Source organism: Bacillus sp. S2(2019) (genome assembly GCF_005144805.1).
Lineage (GTDB): Bacteria > Bacillota > Bacilli > Bacillales > Bacillaceae > Bacillus > Bacillus altitudinis.
Genome location: NZ_SWFL01000003.1, coordinates 191754 through 209513, shown reverse-complemented (window position 1 = coordinate 209513; position 17760 = coordinate 191754). Strand labels below are relative to the sequence as shown.

Here is a 17760-nt window from a genome sequence, read left to right as displayed (position 1 = left end):
CATCTTCATTTTTTCGCCGGTGTTTCTATAGAGGCTCTTTTCCCTTCATGATGCCACTTTTCGTATAATCCACCGATCTCACGAAATGACTCATGGACTCTCTCCACGATCTGTTTATGGATACTAGGGTCATTAGGTAAATGTGTGTGGATGTTGTCCACTTGATATTGTCTCATCATGTCTAGATACACAGTTAGAAAGATGGTGTCTTCTAAAATCCAATAAATGACTTCATACGCCTCTTTTGTTCTTTTATGAAGCACTTTAATCCCTCGTTCATATTGAATAAGAAAATAGCCGGCTGGATCAATTTCAATATAGGGGCTCAAATCATCAAAAAAACCAGTCGTTTGAAAAGGACGTGCAATATACGGTTCATATATGTCTTGGGGAAGAGATGTCTTTTTGAGACAACTGTCAATGCGCTTTATGAGTTCGTCTTTTTGCAAGATTTGATTCATTCTGATTCGCCGCCTTTGATGAGTGAAAAGCTGTCAAGGTTTTCCCTGACAGCTTTCTAGAATGTATTCTTCATTTTACAGGAACATGTAAACGGCACCAATAACCGCAAAAGTGCAGGCAACTACAATTAATACTTTGGCTAGTTTTTCCATGTCGTCTCCTTAAATGCCGGCTGCTACTACATAAGACAGCCCAACAGAAATAATGAGTGAAATAAACCCGACCGCTCTATTATCATTCTCAATCTCTTTGTCTACTTTAAATCGTGGTGTTAAAAATTCAAAAATGAAATAGCTGACGAGCAGCATCACAAAGCCGTATACGCCCCATCCGACCATTTGAAGAAGCGAGTTGTGCTGGGCGATGGAATGCTGAAAGACATTGGCAATCCCAAAAATCTTCCCGCCGGTTGCCATAGCAACAGCTAAGTTCCCCCGCTGAATCTCTTCCCAGTTTTTATAGGAGGTCACGAGTTCAAATATGGTCAGAAATAAGACAAGACATAGGACGGCCACGCTGTAATAGGCGGCAATTTCCACAAGTTCATTTTCCCAAAAGGCTTTCATGCGTTTTCTCCTTTTTACTTTAATTCGACGATGGTGACGCCTGATCCTCCCTCGCCTTGTTCTCCAAAACGAGCATTTTTTACACTACGGTGCTGTTTTAATAATTCCTGGACCCCTTTTCTCAAGGCGCCAGTGCCTTTACCGTGAATGATCGACACACGCGGATAGCCAGCTAAGACGGCATCATCTAAGTATTTCTCGACTCTGCTTAAGGCATTCTCATAACGCTCTCCTCTTAAATCAAGCTCAAGTGATACATGATAGTCTTTTCCTTTGACCGCCGTGATGGCTTTCTCTTGTTTAAATTCCGGTGCTGATTTGATAAATTCCATATCTTTTTCTTTTACTTTCATTTTTAGAATGCCCATTTGGACACTCCATTCTTTGTTACCCGTTTGTTCGATGAGCGTTCCTTTTTGGCCAAACGTCAGCACTTTGACTTCATCGCCTGGCTTTAGCTGTCTTGCTGCTTTTTTCACTGGCTCTGGTTTTTTCTTACGGTCAAACTCAGGGACAGCTTCTTCAAGACGCTTTCTCGCATCAATGAGTTCATGTTCTTTGAACGAACGATGCTCACTTTTAATGGACCGAAGCTCTTGAATAATCTCTTCTGCTTCTTTTGTTGCTTGTTCAATCTTTTCTGCCGCTTTTTGTTCAGCTTCTTCCAGCAGTTTGTCCTTTTGTTCATTCCATTCAAGGATTTGTTTTTGCAATTCTTTATGGAGCTTCTCTGCTTCTTTTCTATAGAATTCCGTCTCATGCAGTTCTTCTTCTGCTTGTTTTTTGCTGTCTTCTAATGAAGCAATCATCTGATCGACTTCATTATGTTCCGCATGCATATCTGCTTTTGCACGGTCAATTAAATGATGAGGCAGTCCTAGACGCTTGGAAATTTCAAATGCATTACTTCGTCCCGGCACCCCGATGAGCAAGCGATATGTAGGAGATAAGGTTTCAATATCAAACTCTACACTCGCATTTGTGACGCCTTCTCGGTTATATCCGTATGCCTTCAGCTCAGGATAGTGAGTCGTTGCGATGACGCGCGCATTTGTTTGATGAACTTCATCTAAGATGCTCATCGCAAGTGCTGCACCTTCAGCAGGATCTGTCCCCGCACCTAATTCATCAAATAACACAAGTGAATTAGACGTCAAATGCTTTAAGATATCCACAATATTGACCATATGAGATGAGAATGTACTCAAGCTCTGTTCAATAGACTGCTCGTCTCCAATATCAGCAAAGACTTGATCGAATACAGCCACTTCTGATCCTTCTTCGACTGGAATATGAAGACCTGCCTGCGTCATCAGCGTAAGAAGTCCAAGTGTTTTTAAAGTGACGGTCTTACCGCCTGTATTTGGACCCGTGATGACGATCGTAGAAAAATCTTTGCCCAGCTCAATATCATTTGCCACAACCTGATCTCGGGGCAATAGGGGATGTCTTGCCCGTTTTAAATAAATCTCCCCTTGGTTATTCACAGTAGGTTTTGTGGCTTTTTCTGCTTTTGCATATTTGGCTTTGGCGAAAATAAAATCTAATGTCTGAAGTTCATTCACATTATGAAGCAATTCATCAATGTGCTCTGACACACTCGCTGTTAGCATTTGCAAAATCTTTTCAATCTCTTGCTTTTCTTTTAGGCGAGTTTGCTGCAAGGTGTTATTTAAATCTACGACCACCTGCGGCTCAATAAAAAGAGTTGCGCCTGAAGAAGATTGATCATGAACTATCCCTCCATAATTCGAGCGGTACTCTTGTTTTACGGGAATGACAAACCGATCATTACGAATGGTCACAATGGTGTCTGACAGCATTTTTGAGGCAGATTGTGAACGAATCATTGATTCTAATTTATCTCGCACTTTTGATTCTAGTGATCGTAACTGCGTTCGTATGGTGCGGAGGGCTGGCGTTGCGTGATCAAGCACTTCTCCATTGTCACCAATACAGCTTTCGATTTCTTTTCTCACGTCTGGCAGTAAAATCAGCGATTCTGCATATGTATGAAGACGGGGTATCTCTACTCCGTCCTCATACATAGAGGCGAGAAAGTGCTTCATGTTTTTTGTGGTATATAACAGCGCCGCAATTTCCATCAGCTCAGAAGGGCTTAATATACTGCCTATTTCTGCTCGTTTGACGCCTCGTCTAATATCCGTTAACCCGCCAAATGGCGCAGATCCTTTTAAACGAATCACATCTTGCGCTTCTGCTACCTCTTCTAGCAGATGCTGAATGCTCTCGATATCTGTGAGTGGTATTAAGTCCTGCGCTTTTTCTTTCCCTAAAGTCGAAGCAGTATAGGACATGACTTTTTCTTTTACTTTATGAAATTCTAATGATGCTAACACTTTTTGTTGCAGCATGGTCCAGCCTCCTAACGACTACCTGTCACGCGTTAAAAACTTTTTCATCTCATTGAGTGAAAATGTATTCACGACATTTGCTTTTGGTGTCCAGCCCTTTCTTGCAGCTGTGACACCGACGTCCATATGATCGAGCATGGCGATGTTGTGTGCATCTGTGTTGATCATGATGTTCACACCCGCTTCGTTTGCTTTCATTAAATGCTCTGTTTTTAAATCCAGTCTTGACGGGTTGCTGTTGAGTTCCAGTGCAGTGCCCGTTTTTTTCGCAAGCTCTATGAGCTGATCAATATTTAAAGCATAGCCGTCTCGTCTACCGATCAAACGGCCAGTTGGATGGGCAATTAAATCCACATGCTGATTATTCAAGGCATTTTCTAGGCGCTCCATAATGACTTCCTCCGGCTGAGAGAAGCTAGAATGAATAGACGCAATGACAAAATCCATGTCTGCTAGAAAGTCATCATCATAATCTAACGATCCATCCGGCAGAATATCCATTTCGACCCCTTTGAAAATGTGAAAATGTTCGAATTCTTGATTCAGCTTGTCAATTTCTTTTGCTTGCAAACGCAAACGTTCTTTTGTTAAACCGTTTGCTACTTTTAAATATTGTGAGTGGTCTGTGATCGCCATGTATTCATAGCCTTTTGCGATACATGCCTCTGCCATTTCGCGAATAGAAAAGGCGCCATCACTCCATGTCGAGTGCATATGAAGATCGCCTTTGATATCTTTTCGTTCTACAAATTGCATACTTTCTTTATACGAATCAATCTCTGCTCCGGTTTCACGAATTTCTGGCGGAATGAGCGGAAGTTGGAAATGTGCATAAAAAGCGCTTTCGTCTTCAAATGTTTTCACATCCCCAGTTTCGATCGTTTCAACCCCATATTCACTAATACGCTCACCGCGCTCCTTCGCAAGCTGTCGCATACGAATGTTATGATCTTTTGAGCCAGTGAAATGGTGCAGCGTTGTTGCAAATTGGTCTGTTGTCACAAGCCGGAAATCTACACTGATTTCAAAATCAAGTGCAAGCATGACAGATACCTTCGTATCACCGCTCGCAATGACATCTTTGACATCATCAAGAGCAACAAGTTGTTCTCTCACTTGTTCAGGGTTATCAGTCGCAATGATGTAATCTAAATCTTTAACCGTTTCACGCGCACGTCTTAAACTGCCCGCTCTTGAAAAACGGATGATTCCCTCCATCTGTTCCAGCGCATCATCAATTCGTTCTGCCACATCTAATGCAAAGCCAATTGGCAGTCGTTCTGGCTGCTTTCCCGCCTCCTCAAGAGCGGCAAGAATCTTTTCTTCTGTTTTTTTGCCAAACCCAGCAAGCGTTTGTACTTTTTCCGCTTCACATGCTTCTTTTAACGACTGTGCATCGTGAACACCAAGCTCTTGGTAGAGCTTAGCAATCTTCTTCCCGCCGAGTCCTTGCAATTTTAAGAGCGGGACAAGTCCTTCAGGCACTTCTTTTTTTAATTGTTCGAGTGTTTCAGACTGTCCTTTTTCGATATACTCTGTGATCACAGCAAAGGTTCCTTTTCCAATGCCGGGTAATGCTAATAGGTCATCTATTTGAGAAAGACTGCGGTCATCTTGTTCCAGTGCCGCAGCTGCTTTACGAAAGGCAGAAATTTTAAAAGGATTATCTCCTTTTAGCTCCATATAAACTGCAATTGTTTCAAGAAGTTTGATAATATCTTTTTTATTCATCTCTCATCCTCCAGCCGCTTTGGCATCTTCCTATATAAATATACAAACTTTCCCTTCATCCGACAACTTTCTGTCATGGAATGAGAAAAAACTTCTCCAAGAAAGGAGAAGTTCTTAAACTCCATACGTCGACCAGAGGTCTTTGACAAGACCGGACAGGTAAGGGGTGCTATTTACGATCACATCTGCTAACATTGATTTGCTCATCATCGTTTGAAGCGCATCGACTGGAAGTAATGCGGCCACAAACAATAGAATAAACACAAATAGATAGGTTTCAAGAAATCCTAAAACAGCGCCAAGCAGTTTGTTGACCTGTTTAATCACAGGGATACTTGCAATGGTTGTGAGCAATCCGCCGATGATAGCGAGCAGGATTTTGGTCAAGATAAACAGAATGATAAACGCAATGGTATTATAATAAGCTGTTTCTAGATTCCCACTAAAGAAAGCAAGCTGCGCTTGACCGCCGCTAAAATTAGGTGCTGGAATCCACGTAAGCTGTGGTGCAAGTGACTGATAAAACAGAGAAGCCACTAAAATAGAAACAACAAAGCTAATCAATTTAATAAATTGAAGAATAAACCCGCGTTTTAGACCGACAAGCGTTCCCATAAGAAGCAAAAACAAAATGATGATATCGATCACGGTAATTTCATTCCTTTTCTTTTAGATGAAGCTCTAGTTTTTCGTATTGCTCTTTTAATTTCAAGTAGTCGTGGACGACATTGACTGCTGTCAGTACAGCTAATTTGTTTATATCAAGGTATGGATTTTTTTCATTGATTTCTCTCATTTTATCATCAACAATTGAAGCAACATGTCGCATATGCATCTTCGTTTCTTGACCGATGATCGTATAGGACTGTCCGTAAATCTCAACTGTTGTTTTCGTTTTACCGCCGTCAGACAACGTTTCTCCTCCATTCCACGAGAATCCTAGTCTCTATCATAACATGTTTAGACATTGAATGGAAAGACGAGCCCTTCCCTGTTATGGTACACTTTAGAAATCAATGATATCAAGGTAAAAAGGAGTTATCCACTGTGCCCCAATCCGTCTTAAAAGCAACATCAGAAGACATGAAAAAAATGAAGAGCGTGTACGCTCAGCATTTAACTGACACTTTGCCGCCAGGCGCTCTATTTCAAGCAAAGGTTCCCGGCTGTACGATTACAGCTTACAAATCTGGAAAAGTGCTGTTCCAAGGACAAAAGGCAGAAGCTGAAGCGAGTCAGTTCAACCATTTACAAGCAGCTGAAACAAAAAGCAAAAAAACACCATCCATCACACAGTACAGCCCACCACCCGGCATCGCTTCCATGTCGGTTATTGGCTCAGATGAGGTCGGTACTGGCGATTATTTTGGACCCATTACGGTCTGTGCGGCTTATGTTGATTCCAGTCAGCTTGCTCTCATGAAAGAGCTCGGGGTGAAAGACTCAAAAGGACTAAAAGATCCGCAGATTATCAACATTGCCAAAGACTTGATCAAAACCATCCCGTTCAGCCTTCTCGTGCTTCGGAATGAAAAATACAATGCGATGCAAGAAAAGGGCATGAGCCAAGGGAAAATGAAGGCACTGCTTCATAACCAAGTCATCACCTCCGTGCTAGAAAAACTGGATGGCAAGAAACCAGAAGCCATTCTCATTGACCAATTTGCCGAACCAGGCATTTATTTCAGGCACCTTGCGGGGAAAAAGATCATTCGGGAGCGTACATATTTTAGTACGAAAGCAGAAGGCATCCACTTATCGGTTGCTGCAGCTTCTATTATTGCAAGGTATGCTTTTTTAATTGAAATGGATAAATTATCAAAAGCAGCGGGCTTTGACATTCCAAAAGGAGCCGGTCCGCATGTTGACAAAGCGGCAGCAAAGCTGATGAAACAGCACGGCGAAGAGGCTTTACGCCAATTTACAAAACTTCATTTTGCCAACACCCAAAAAGCGAAAAAATGGTTATAATCAAAAAAGAGCTATCGCCCATAAAGCGATAGCTCTTTTGATTATCCGCGCAAGACGGCTTGATACGTATCTTCTAATGCTTTCAATACGTTTGTATGAACAGCCGTGACTTCTTCCTCGGTCAACGTTTGTTCTGGGTTTAAATACTGCAGAGAGAATGCAACAGATTTCTTACCTTCTTCCATATGCTCACCCTCATACACATCAAAGACGGAAAGATCTGTGAGCAATTGGCCGCCAGCTTCATAAATGACTTGCTCCAGCTGTCCGCTTGAAATATGCTGATCGACGACAAGTGCGATGTCTCTTGTCACTGCTGGGAATCTCGGAATTGCCGTATATTTCATATCCTCTGTTTCAGACGTCATCACATCTGTTAAATCAAATTCAAATACATACGTTTCTTTTAAATCTAATTCCTTTTCCACTACTGGATGAAGTGCAGCTACAAAGCCAATCACTTTTCCATTTAAATGAACATCGGCTGTACGTCCTGGGTGAAGGCCCTCACGCTCTGCTTGAACATACGTGATCTCTTCTGATACACCAAGCTTTTCAAACAGCCCTTCTGCAATACCCTTCGCAACATAAAAATCGACAGCTTTTTTCTCGCCCTGCCAAAGATTTTTATGCCAAAGACCTGTTAACGCACCTGCCACATGCTCTTTCTCTACTGGTTTTGCGCCTTCCGTTTCCGCTAAGAAAACAGAACCTGTTTCGTAAAAGGCAAAAGAATCAGCTTGTCTTGCTAAGTTATATGCGACAGAATCAAGTAAGTTTGGCAGAAGGCTTTGTCTCAGCACACTTCGTTCCTCACTCATCGGCAAGGAAAGTCTTGTTTGATAAGCTGGATTTAAAGCAAAGGCTGTGGACTTATGCTGATTCGTTAATGAATACGTAATCGCTTGAGAAAGCCCTGCGCCCTCTAAGAAACGTCTCACCTTTCTGCGCTTCACTTGGTATGGCGTAAGACCACCAACGGTACCAGCTGTCGCAGGGAGTGTAGATGGAATATTGTCGTAGCCGTATAATCTCGCGACTTCTTCAATGAGGTCTTCTTCAATCGTAATATCCATTCTGCGGGAAGGAACCGTTACGACAAGCACATCATTTGATTCGCCCACTGTAAAGCCTAGTTTGTTGAAAATCTGAATCATATCTTCTTTTGAAATGCTCATGCCAAGCACCTTGTTCACACGCTCAGTTGATACGTGGATGACATTCATACTTGTTTCAAGGTGATTTTCCTCAACTGTACCGCTTAGCACTTCGCCGCCTGCATAGGTGCTGATCAATTGCGCTGCTCTTTCGGCTGCTGATTTCGTCCGCTGGGGATCGAGCCCTTTTTCAAATCGTGTGCTTGATTCACTGCGAAGCCCTAAGTCTTTAGATGCTTGACGGACGGTTTGACCGTTGAAATATGCCGCTTCTAAAAGAATCGTTGCCGTCTCATCACGCACCTCTGATTCAAAACCGCCCATGACACCTGCAACAGCATGCGCTTTTGTGCCATTTGTAATGACAAGATGCTTCGAAGACAATGTACGTTCTTGTTCATCCAGAGTTTGAATCATTTCATTTTCAGCCGCTTTTCGTACGACCACCTGCTTTGAACCAAAGCGGTCATAATCAAAGGCGTGTAGAGGTTGACCGTATTCAAGTAAGACAAAATTCGTAATATCCACGACGTTGTTAATTGGGCGGATACCTGCATTCATCAATCTTGTTTGCATCCAAAGTGGTGCTGGCCCAATCTTTACATTTTTAATGATCTTCGCTGCATAAAGTGGATTCGCTTCTTGATCCTCAATTTTAACAGAAATATAGTCTGCTGCTTTTTCAGAAGAAGTGTCATGCGCTGTATCAGGAAGCTTGATGTCTCTCCCTAAAATGGCGGCAACCTCATAAGCGACACCTAGCATATTAAGGGCATCGGCACGGTTTGGTGTTAAGCCAAGCTCAAGTACCGCGTCATCTAATTGAAGCGCTTGAAGGGCATCATCTCCTGGTTTCACGTCATTCGGGAAAACAAAGATGCCTTCTGCATATTCTTTTGGTACGAGCTTGCTCTCTACGCCTAATTCTTGCAGAGAACAAATCATGCCATGAGACTCTTCACCGCGCAGTTTTGCTTTTTTAATTTTAAAGTTTCCAGGAAGGACTGCACCAACCGTTGCGACAGCCACATGCTGTCCTTTATCCACATTTGGAGCCCCGCATATAATTTGCACCGGTGCGTCTTCGCCGATATCAACAAGACATTTGTTTAATTTATCCGCATTCGGATGCTGTTCACGTTCAATGACGTGTCCAACGACAACGCCTTTGATGCCTTCGCCTTTATACTCAACGGCTTCCACTTCAATTCCGCTTCTTGTGATTTTCTCTGCTAATTCATCCGGCTTGATGCCTTCTAAATCGACATAGTCCTCTAACCATTTATATGAAACAAACATGTTGATTTCCTCCTCTTAGTCCTGCTTAAATTGCTTCGTGAATCTAATATCATTTGTGTAGAAATGACGAATGTCATCTATGCCGTATTTCAGCATCGCAATACGTTCAACACCCATTCCAAAAGCAAAGCCTTGGTAAGTATCTGGATCAAATCCGCTCATTTTTAATACATTCGGGTGAACCATTCCTGCACCTAAAATTTCAATCCAGCCTGTTCCTTTACATACGGAACAGCCTTTCCCGCCGCATTTAAAGCATGACACATCAACTTCAACGGAAGGTTCTGTGAATGGGAAAAAGCTTGGGCGCAGTCTAATTTCACGATCTTCCCCAAACATTTTTCTTGCGACTGTCTCAAGCGTTCCTTTGAGGTCACTCATGCTAATATTGTGATCTACCACAAGTCCTTCAATCTGCATGAATTGATGCGAGTGAGTGGCATCATCGCTGTCACGTCTATATACCTTACCAGGACAGATGATCTTCACAGGACCTTGGCCTTTATATTTCTCAAGTGTACGTGCTTGAACGGGTGATGTTTGTGTTCTCATGAGTGTGTCTTCAGTAATATAGAAGCTGTCCTGCATATCACGTGCAGGGTGTTCTTTTGGAAGATTGAGCGCTTCAAAGTTATAGTAATCTGTTTCCACCTCTGGGCCCTCTTCAACGGTATAGCCCATGCCGATAAATAAATCTTCAATATCTTCTACGACAATCGTTAATGGATGTCTTGCCCCGATTTTGATCGGACTTGCTGGCAATGTGACATCAATGGTTTGAGAAGCCAGTTTCTTTTTCACTTCTTCTGCTTCTAGCTGCTCATTTTTTTCAGCAATGGCACCAGCAATCTGCTCTCTCACTTCATTTGCAAGTGCGCCCATTTTTGGTCTTTCTTCAGCGGAAAGCTTGCCCATTCCGCGCAGCACTTCTGTAATCGGACCTTTTTTCCCTAAATATTGAACACGAATGTCATTGACTTCTTTGAGCGAGCTGGCTGCTTCTACCTTCGCTATCGCTTCTGTTTCAAGCTGTTTTAACGTTTCTTGCATGAGTGTCATCCTCCTTTTAATATACAAAACCGTCTGAATAAACGGGTGTTTGATTGTTTGAAGACAATAAAAAAACCCGCCCCTCCAAAAAAGAAGGGACGAGTTGTGGTCGCGGTACCACCCTTGTTAAGCACAAATATATGTGCGAATAAGCTTCATTGACATAACGGAATCAAACGAATCCGGTCCACCTTTACGCAAAACCTGCGGTCCCGGTGACAACTCCAGAGGTGAATTCCTGTTTCAGCATTCCTTAAATGCACTTTCAGTCTACGATGCATTCTCCCTAATAGGACGCTCCGTGAAACAATCTTCCTCTATCATGGTTTTTAAATATTAGTTTCATTATAGTGAAAAATAGGACGTGATGCAACACTATCCGCGCAAATGATAGACAAGAACCGCTGCTGCCACAGCCACATTTAATGATTCCGCTTGTCCGTACATCGGTACATATAAATTTTGATCTGTGATTTGAAGAATCTCTGGATCAATACCTGCTCCCTCGTTGCCTACAATTAACGCAAATGGACCTTCTGGTGCTATGTGTTTATACTCTTTCGCATTTTTTAAAGCAGTGCCATATACAGGTATACCTTGCGCCTTTAATGCTGGAATTGTCTGTTGTAGCGTTTGTTTTAAGATAGGCAGGTGAAAATGAGACCCTTGTGCTGAACGGAGCGTTTTTCCGTTAAACGCATCAACGGTTCCATCCCCTAGAATCACAGCATCAAGCCCCGCTGCATCTGCTGTCCGAATGAGTGTGCCTAAATTCCCCGGATCCTGCACTGCATCTAACAGAAGCATTCGTTCATACTTTTTCTCCTCAAATACAGGAATTGTACAAACCGCTGCGATTTGCTGAGGTGTTTCCGTTTCCGTCATCGCAGTAAAAGCCTCTTCACTTAATTCATACAGCTCAATGTCAGGCTCGATGTCAGCAGGGAGCATGTCAGGCGTTGCGACCATTAACTCTTTTACAACCCCGCTTTTCAATGCTTCTTCTACTAAGTGTTTTCCTTCAACAAGGAACAGCCCTGTTTTCGTTCGTTCTTTTTTTGTATGGAGCTTTTTCCATTGTTTAATGTGTGCGTTTTTAGCTGATTCTATATATTTCAAGCGACTTTAACTCCTTTAAATATCATGAATTTATTATATCTCAAGCACACTACATAATAAACCTGTCTTTGAGACAGAATAGGGCTATCACCATCAAAAAAGGAGTGTGGGCAATGGATTTTAATTTAAGAGGCGCAGTCATTCAAAACATCACTGGCCATAATCAAGAGCAGCTTGAGCATACGATTTTAGATGCGATTCAAAGTGGCGAGGAAAAAATGCTGCCAGGTCTTGGCGTTTTGTTTGAGGTGTTATGGCAAGAGGCATCAGAAGATGAAAAAAATGAAATTCTTGAAACATTGGAGCAGGGCTTAAAGCCTGAGCATCAGCAATAACAAGAAGCCGGTTTGCTTATCTATGAGCAAGCCGGCTTTGTTCATTTAGCCAGTGATTGGTGTCTCCATTCGAAGAGCTGGATCGCGCCAAATCTCGATCCATTTTTTAATAGCGAACACGATAATGACAAAACCTAAAATCAGCATAATCATCGAAAGCACGGCGTTCAGTACACTGTAGCCAGATGCTTCAGGATTGAGATAGACATTCGCAACCATCCAATAACCCGCATAATTCACCGTCACATATAAGTAAGCAAGTGGAATTAAACAAGTCAACATATACCGTCTTTTATCCGCAATTTTTAACACAACCGTCGCCCCAATGATTAATCCGACCGAGGCCATTAGCTGGTTTGACACGCCAAAGAGTGCCCAAATGGACCCAATGTCTCCAGAGTAAAGCAAGTATCCCCACATAAAACAAGCAAGTGCACTTGCAAAGACTGACCCTGGTACCCAGTCATTTCGTTTCAGCGGTTTATATGCTTCTCCAAAGAAGTCTTGGATCAAATATCGCGCGACACGGGTTCCTGCGTCAATCGCCGTTAAAATAAAGACGGCTTCAAACATAATCACGAATTGGAAGAAATAAGAGGCCAAATGACTAAAGAACGGAATACCCGTAAAGATGTACGCCATCCCTACAGCTAATGTAACAGCTCCACCTGTTCTTCCTTCTAAGTCAAGACCGATTTCTTTGCTTAGTTGAGGAAGATTCTCGACACTCATACCAAGCGTACGGAACACTTCAGGTGTACTATTAATTGCAAAATAATCTCCCGGATGAAGCGCAGTAGCGGCAATTAACGCCATGATTCCCACTAAACATTCTACGAGCATCGCGCCAAACGCCACCGGCTTCATATCACTCCAACGATCTAGCATTTTTGGCGTTGTGCCAGAGCCAACAAATGCATGAAAACCAGAAATCGCACCACAAGCAATGGTAATCGAAATAAAAGGCCATACAGGTCCAGCTAAGACAGGCCCTCCTCCATTTACAAACTCCGTAAACGCCGGAAATTGGATGGTTGGATTAACCACAAAGATTCCCGCAATCAGCGCGATGAAAACACCAATTTTCATAAAACTGCTTAAATAGTCTCTTGGTGCCAAAAGCAACCAAACCGGCAGGGCCGCAGCAAAGAACGCATAGATTGGCAGGGCAAGAGCAAGCGTTTTTGTATCAAGTGTTAACAAATCTCCAAGTGCTGTTCCTTGAATATTCGGTCCAAGGAATACCCCCAACATCAGTAATATGAATCCCGCAGATGTCGCCAGCTTTAAATTGCCTGTCTTTTTATAATAAAGGCCAACTCCCATCGCTATTGGAATGGTAATACCAACTGCAAAGGTTCCCCAAGGATTTCGTTCTAAAGCATGAAGCACAACCATGGACAGTCCTGCCATTGTAATTGTAATAATAAATAACATGGCGAGCCCTGTGCAAAATCCTGCAACAGGACCAAGCTCCTCTTTCGCTACCTCGGATAGTGATTTCCCCTTTTTTCGCATCGAAGCAAACAAGACCACAAGATCATGAACAGCTCCGCCAATCACCGCTCCAATTAAGAGCCAAAGGAGACCAGGTAAATACCCAAATTGTGCGGCTAAAATCGGACCAACTAATGGACCAGCAGCGGCAATTGCAGCAAAGTGATGCCCAAATGTGACCCATTTGTTTGTTGGCACATAATCTTTCCCATCCTCGAGTGCATGAGCCGGTGTAGGATGATCATCTGTGACCTTTAGTACCTTCACCATCATAAACGTGCCATAGAGGCGATAGGCAATCGCTAAAATACACATCGATCCTATCACAATTGAAACCGCATTCATTTAACCATCCCCTTTGTATAAACAATTTGTTACAAATATAACATAAATTGAGTGATTTTTCTTTCTTTTAAAACCTAGTTGACAAATAGGAATAATTGATTTAATCTAAAATAAGCTTCACCTACTTCCATAAACTCTCTTTTGACAGAGCCTCAATTGGCTCTGTCCTTTTTATTGATTTCATCTTACATAAATACAAGATAGATCACATGTGCCTTCCTCACTAGAAAAATATCACTTCATTTACTGAAAACAGTTCTTTTGACACAACTTACATTCCAACGTTCATTTCCTGGGAAATTCAACGCAATTAAAAAACCTTTCCCCCATACTGAGGAAAGGTTTTATCATTAAGAACCGTACGTAATTTGTTCGACCGTTTTTTGATCAAGTCTTTTGATGACTTCTGTTAAAAGCTTCACCGCATTTTCATAATCATCTCGATGAATCATGGCTGCATGGGTATGAATATATCTGCTTGGAATCCCGATGGATAGTGATGGAACGCCATGACCTGTTAAGTGAATACCTCCAGCATCTGTTCCTCCACCTGGCATGGAATCATATTGATAAGGAATGTTTAGTTCATCCGCAGTTTGGACAACAAAATCGCGAAGTCCTTTATGAGAAACCATCGAAGCATCAAATACAACAATCGTTGGTCCTTTGCCAAGTTTGCTTGTTGCTTCTTTTTCAGTAATACCTGGTGTATCACCTGCTACTCCAACATCAATAGCAAATCCAATATCAGGCTGGATGGTAGCTGCAGCTGTTTTAGCTCCGCGCAAGCCAACTTCCTCTTGGACAGTTGCTACACTGTATGCAATATTTTCATGCTGAGTATCCTTTAAATTCTTCATGACATCAATCGCTACTGCACAGCCGATACGGTTGTCCCAGGCTTTTGCAAGAAGCATTTTTTCGTCATTCATTACCGTAAACTCAAAGTAAGGTACGATTTGATCTCCAGGGAGGACGCCCCATTCCATTGCCTGTTCTTTGCTCGAAGCCCCAATATCAATGAACATATCTGTGATTTCGATTGATTTCTTTCGTGCTTCTGGTGATAAGACATGTGGCGGTTTAGAACCAATCACACCTGTAATGTCTCCTTTTTTCGTCACAATGGTGACACGCTGCGCCAACATAACTTGTGACCACCAGCCACCGACCGTTTGAAACCGAATATAGCCTTTGTCATCGATTTTTGTCACCATGAATCCTACTTCATCTAAGTGACCAGCAAGCATCACTTTAGGCCCATTTGCATTTCCTTCCTTCTTAGCAATTAAGCTGCCAAGGCGGTCTGTAGAGACTTCATCCGAATATGTTTCTATGTATGACTGCATGACTTTTTTTACATCACGTTCATTTCCTGGAATCCCTTTTGCATCCGTTAGGTCTTTCAGCATAGTTAATGTTTGATCTAGTTTTGTCATTCTGTGTATCCTCCTTTTTCTTCATGGTGCATTCTTATTATACAAAACCTCTTTCGTTCAATACGATCTTTTTATGAATATTTTTTCGTTAATCGAAATATTTTTTAAAAAAAGTTGAAACCTTTTGTCTTTCTCATTCGTAGTACATCAGATAACGGTATTGGAGGTGCATCCTGTCATGTTTGTCATCCTCATTAGACTTGCTCTTGTTGCATTGCTTGTCTATATTTTCTACATGGCGGTAAAATTCTTCTCAAACCCGAGAAGAAAGCTGAAACAAGCACAATTAAAAGAAGGCTTTTATTTTATGGACGAACAGCAAAATGCCCGTAAAAATTTTAATTTCGTCTATAAAGGTGTCTTGTTTGAAGGGGAGAAGCATGTTCCTTCTAAGGATCATCCTCTGTTTGTCCACTCCATTTACGTTTGGACGGAGTCACCTGAGAAGCTAAATGAATTCACATTAGAAGACTTTGAAAAACTTGAGGACAACATCATTGAACGGTATCCTCAAACAAAAATTGATTGGGATCAGCCCATCAAAAAAATCAAACAAAAAAAGGGAGCAGATACGCCGACTTAACGGCGTCTGCTCCCTTTTCAGATGAGATTGAGATAGACCAATATCACCAATTGGACAACAATTAAAGCAGGCATACCCATTTGAAAGGCAGGATGCTTCGTTTTATGACGGAAATACTGCATGCCAAGAAATGACCCAGCAGCACCAAAAAGTACTGCGGCACTCCATAAGTGCGCTTCTGATATTCTCCATTTGTGTGCTTTCGCTCGGCGTTTATCCTCTCCCATGAGACAAAACCCATAGACATTGACCAAGATGAGCAGCACGATCAGAGCGATATTCATTGATTTCACCTCACATGATGAGAAAAAAAGATCACTCCTTGGCGGAATGATCTTTTATATGACTTACTTGTCTAGTTGTGCTTTTGCAGCATCAGCAAGCTGGTTGAATGCGTTTAGGTCATTCACAGCAAGATCAGCAAGCATTTTGCGGTTTACTTCGATACCAGAAAGCTTTAAGCCATGCATTAAACGGCTGTAAGAAAGACCGTTCATACGAGCTGCAGCATTGATACGAGTGATCCATAGTTTACGGAAGTCACGTTTTTTCTGACGACGGTCACGGAAAGCGTAGTTTCCAGATTTCATCACCTGTTGGTTTGCTACTTTATATAATCTATGTTTTGAACCGAAATAACCTTTTGCTAATTTAAGAACCTTTTTACGACGCTGACGCGACACAGTTCCGCCTTTTACTCTTGGCATTGTAATTCCCTCCTATGTTTCCTATTCCAGATTACTTGATGTTTGCAAGTTGTTGTTTGATACGTTTGAAATCTCCAGCACTTACGATTGCGCTCTTACGCAATTTACGTTTTTGCTTTGTAGATTTGTTAGCGAACAAGTGACTTGTGTACGCATGAGAACGTTTAAGTTTACCAGAACCTGTTTTTTTGAAACGTTTAGCAGATCCGCGGTGAGTTTTCATTTTTGGCATTGGATGTTTCCTCCCTCTGTTACTTTTACTTTTCGACTTTTGGTGCAAGCATGAGGAACATGCTGCGTCCGTCCATCTTAGGTTTTGTTTCTACTGTTGCTACTTCAGCGCAAGCTTCAGAGAAACGGTCTAACACGCGCTGTCCGATTTCTTTATGCGTAATCGCACGGCCTTTAAAGCGGATAGAAGCTTTCACTTTATCTCCCTTTTCAAGGAATTTGATTGCATTACGGAGCTTCGTGTTAAAATCATGTTCATCGATTGTCGGGCTCAACCGAACTTCTTTTAAGCTAATGATTTTTTGATTCTTACGTGCCTCTTTTTCCTTCTTCTGTTGTTCGAATCGGAACTTACCATAGTCCATGATTCGGCAAACAGGTGGTTTTGCATTTGCAGCAACTAACACAAGGTCAAGATTGGCTTTCGTAGCAATTTCCAGAGCTTCCTGGCGGGTTTTAATCCCAAGCTGATCGCCATTTTGTCCGATCAAACGAACTTCACGCGCACGAATACCTTCATTAACTAATTGATCTTTGCTAATAGTGAGCCACCTCCATGAGATTTTGAATTGAGTTCACAATTCATTTTGACCATTTCGTTGTATGTTTTACAGGCAAACAAAAAGTGTGGGCATATAAAACACCCACACTGCGAACATTTGCATGAAAAAATAAATGTACGGTCAACCTGTCAACTACAAACATGTGTCAATCAGGTGAGAAGCGGGTGCTTCTGCTTGTGATATCTATTCAATTCGTTAACTATTCTACACAATTTTCATTTGTCCGTCAAGTAACCGAACTCTTGAAACAACTTTTTCATTTTAGCATGACGAAACGATTTGGGCAAGCCTTATTTAAAAAGAAATAAAGTCTCTTCAAATCCTTCAATT

18 protein-coding genes and 1 other annotated feature are annotated in these 17760 nt (G+C 42.0%); of the genes, 3 read left to right on the top strand and 15 right to left on the bottom strand.

Features of this window, described 5'->3' with window-relative positions; genetic code table 11:
* Nucleotides 1-5: 5 nt before the first annotated feature.
* The 6 genes from FBF75_RS11205 to zapA all read right to left on the bottom strand — a co-directional run bounded on the left by FBF75_RS11205 (nt 6) and on the right by zapA (nt 6047).
* Complete coding sequence (locus tag FBF75_RS11205) at nt 6-461, bottom strand: Imm63 family immunity protein (protein ID WP_136944751.1); 456 nt, start codon at nt 459-461, stop codon at nt 6-8.
* A gap of 162 nt (nt 462-623) precedes the next feature.
* Complete coding sequence (locus FBF75_RS11200) at nt 624-1028, bottom strand: DUF350 domain-containing protein (protein ID WP_007501637.1); 405 nt, start codon at nt 1026-1028, stop codon at nt 624-626.
* 14 nt (nt 1029-1042) lie between these two features.
* Entirely contained in the window at nt 1043-3400 is a 2358-nt protein-coding gene (locus FBF75_RS11195) for an endonuclease MutS2 (protein WP_024718639.1), read from the bottom strand.
* 21 nt (nt 3401-3421) lie between these two features.
* Nucleotides 3422-5134, bottom strand: coding sequence for a DNA polymerase/3'-5' exonuclease PolX (polX, locus tag FBF75_RS11190; RefSeq protein WP_035391182.1), 1713 nt, complete (start codon nt 5132-5134; stop codon nt 3422-3424).
* A gap of 114 nt (nt 5135-5248) precedes the next feature.
* Nucleotides 5249-5782 (bottom strand): CvpA family protein, encoded by a 534-nt coding sequence (locus tag FBF75_RS11185; RefSeq protein WP_025207758.1) that lies wholly within the window; start codon nt 5780-5782, stop codon nt 5249-5251.
* A gap of 7 nt (nt 5783-5789) precedes the next feature.
* Nucleotides 5790-6047, bottom strand: a complete 258-nt coding sequence (zapA, locus tag FBF75_RS11180) for a cell division protein ZapA (RefSeq protein WP_008345998.1) — start codon at nt 6045-6047, stop codon at nt 5790-5792.
* A gap of 134 nt (nt 6048-6181) precedes the next feature.
* On the opposite strand from zapA, the gene rnhC reads away from it, so the two are divergent.
* Nucleotides 6182-7105 carry a ribonuclease HIII gene (gene rnhC / locus FBF75_RS11175; RefSeq protein WP_035391180.1) on the top strand — a complete coding sequence of 308 codons (924 nt, stop codon included), beginning with the start codon at nt 6182-6184 and terminating at the stop codon, nt 7103-7105.
* A 41-nt stretch (nt 7106-7146) separates the two neighbouring features.
* Here the strand turns inward: rnhC and pheT are convergent, their stop codons facing one another.
* The 3 genes from pheT to FBF75_RS11160 form a co-directional block, all read right to left on the bottom strand.
* Entirely contained in the window at nt 7147-9561 is a 2415-nt protein-coding gene (gene pheT, locus FBF75_RS11170) for a phenylalanine--tRNA ligase subunit beta (protein WP_116307251.1), read from the bottom strand.
* Between the two features lie 15 nt (nt 9562-9576).
* Nucleotides 9577-10611 carry a phenylalanine--tRNA ligase subunit alpha gene (pheS, locus tag FBF75_RS11165; RefSeq protein WP_008346004.1) on the bottom strand — a complete coding sequence of 345 codons (1035 nt, stop codon included), beginning with the start codon at nt 10609-10611 and terminating at the stop codon, nt 9577-9579.
* A 375-nt stretch (nt 10612-10986) separates the two neighbouring features.
* The gene (locus FBF75_RS11160) at nt 10987-11730 is read right to left on the bottom strand and encodes a TrmH family RNA methyltransferase (protein WP_136944750.1); all 744 of its coding nucleotides are present in this window, start codon (nt 11728-11730) and stop codon (nt 10987-10989) included.
* Between the two features lie 113 nt (nt 11731-11843).
* Between FBF75_RS11160 and sspI the strand changes: the two genes are divergently transcribed.
* Nucleotides 11844-12065 (top strand): small acid-soluble spore protein SspI, encoded by a 222-nt coding sequence (gene sspI / locus FBF75_RS11155; RefSeq protein ID WP_008346010.1) that lies wholly within the window; start codon nt 11844-11846, stop codon nt 12063-12065.
* Nucleotides 12066-12110: 45 nt separating this feature from the next.
* Here the strand turns inward: sspI and cstA are convergent, their stop codons facing one another.
* The gene (cstA, locus tag FBF75_RS11150; RefSeq protein WP_039168858.1) at nt 12111-13907 is read right to left on the bottom strand and encodes a carbon starvation protein CstA; all 1797 of its coding nucleotides are present in this window, start codon (nt 13905-13907) and stop codon (nt 12111-12113) included.
* A 350-nt stretch (nt 13908-14257) separates the two neighbouring features.
* Nucleotides 14258-15346, bottom strand: a complete 1089-nt coding sequence (locus FBF75_RS11145) for a M42 family metallopeptidase (RefSeq protein ID WP_048001861.1) — start codon at nt 15344-15346, stop codon at nt 14258-14260.
* A gap of 178 nt (nt 15347-15524) precedes the next feature.
* Here FBF75_RS11145 and FBF75_RS11140 point away from each other — a divergent pair, with 178 nt between their 5' ends.
* On the top strand, nt 15525-15929 hold the full coding sequence (locus tag FBF75_RS11140; protein ID WP_046527305.1) for a hypothetical protein: 405 nt from the start codon (nt 15525-15527) through the stop codon (nt 15927-15929).
* 17 nt (nt 15930-15946) lie between these two features.
* On the opposite strand, the gene FBF75_RS11135 is transcribed toward FBF75_RS11140, so the two are convergent.
* The 4 genes from FBF75_RS11135 to infC all read right to left on the bottom strand — a co-directional run bounded on the left by FBF75_RS11135 (nt 15947) and on the right by infC (nt 17409).
* On the bottom strand, nt 15947-16213 hold the full coding sequence (locus FBF75_RS11135) for a DUF1294 domain-containing protein (RefSeq protein ID WP_008346019.1): 267 nt from the start codon (nt 16211-16213) through the stop codon (nt 15947-15949).
* Nucleotides 16214-16276: 63 nt separating this feature from the next.
* Entirely contained in the window at nt 16277-16636 is a 360-nt protein-coding gene (gene rplT / locus FBF75_RS11130; protein ID WP_007501659.1) for a 50S ribosomal protein L20, read from the bottom strand.
* Between the two features lie 31 nt (nt 16637-16667).
* Nucleotides 16668-16868 (bottom strand): 50S ribosomal protein L35, encoded by a 201-nt coding sequence (gene rpmI, locus FBF75_RS11125; RefSeq protein WP_003216324.1) that lies wholly within the window; start codon nt 16866-16868, stop codon nt 16668-16670.
* Nucleotides 16869-16893: 25 nt separating this feature from the next.
* Nucleotides 16894-17409, bottom strand: a complete 516-nt coding sequence (gene infC / locus FBF75_RS11120; protein ID WP_024718649.1) for a translation initiation factor IF-3 — start codon at nt 17407-17409, stop codon at nt 16894-16896.
* A gap of 71 nt (nt 17410-17480) precedes the next feature.
* Nucleotides 17481-17612: a sequence feature (ribosomal protein L20 leader region), on the bottom strand.
* Between the last annotated feature and the right edge of the window lie 148 nt (nt 17613-17760).

Bases quoted from the DNA above. Each gene is read 5' to 3' on its own strand.
- FBF75_RS11140 (WP_046527305.1), top strand. From the start codon at position 15,525: ATGTTTGTCATCCTCATTAGACTTGCTCTTGTTGCATTGCTTGTCTAT.
- FBF75_RS11145 (WP_048001861.1), bottom strand. From the start codon at position 15,346: ATGACAAAACTAGATCAAACATTAACTATGCTGAAAGACCTAACGGAT.
- cstA (WP_039168858.1), bottom strand. From the start codon at position 13,907: ATGAATGCGGTTTCAATTGTGATAGGATCGATGTGTATTTTAGCGATT.
- polX (WP_035391182.1), bottom strand. From the start codon at position 5,134: ATGAATAAAAAAGATATTATCAAACTTCTTGAAACAATTGCAGTTTAT.
- pheT (WP_116307251.1), bottom strand. From the start codon at position 9,561: ATGTTTGTTTCATATAAATGGTTAGAGGACTATGTCGATTTAGAAGGC.
- FBF75_RS11205 (WP_136944751.1), bottom strand. From the start codon at position 461: ATGAATCAAATCTTGCAAAAAGACGAACTCATAAAGCGCATTGACAGT.
- sspI (WP_008346010.1), top strand. From the start codon at position 11,844: ATGGATTTTAATTTAAGAGGCGCAGTCATTCAAAACATCACTGGCCAT.
- FBF75_RS11200 (WP_007501637.1), bottom strand. From the start codon at position 1,028: ATGAAAGCCTTTTGGGAAAATGAACTTGTGGAAATTGCCGCCTATTAC.
- rpmI (WP_003216324.1), bottom strand. From the start codon at position 16,868: ATGCCAAAAATGAAAACTCACCGCGGATCTGCTAAACGTTTCAAAAAA.
- pheS (WP_008346004.1), bottom strand. From the start codon at position 10,611: ATGCAAGAAACGTTAAAACAGCTTGAAACAGAAGCGATAGCGAAGGTA.
- FBF75_RS11135 (WP_008346019.1), bottom strand. From the start codon at position 16,213: ATGAATATCGCTCTGATCGTGCTGCTCATCTTGGTCAATGTCTATGGG.
- rplT (WP_007501659.1), bottom strand. From the start codon at position 16,636: ATGCCAAGAGTAAAAGGCGGAACTGTGTCGCGTCAGCGTCGTAAAAAG.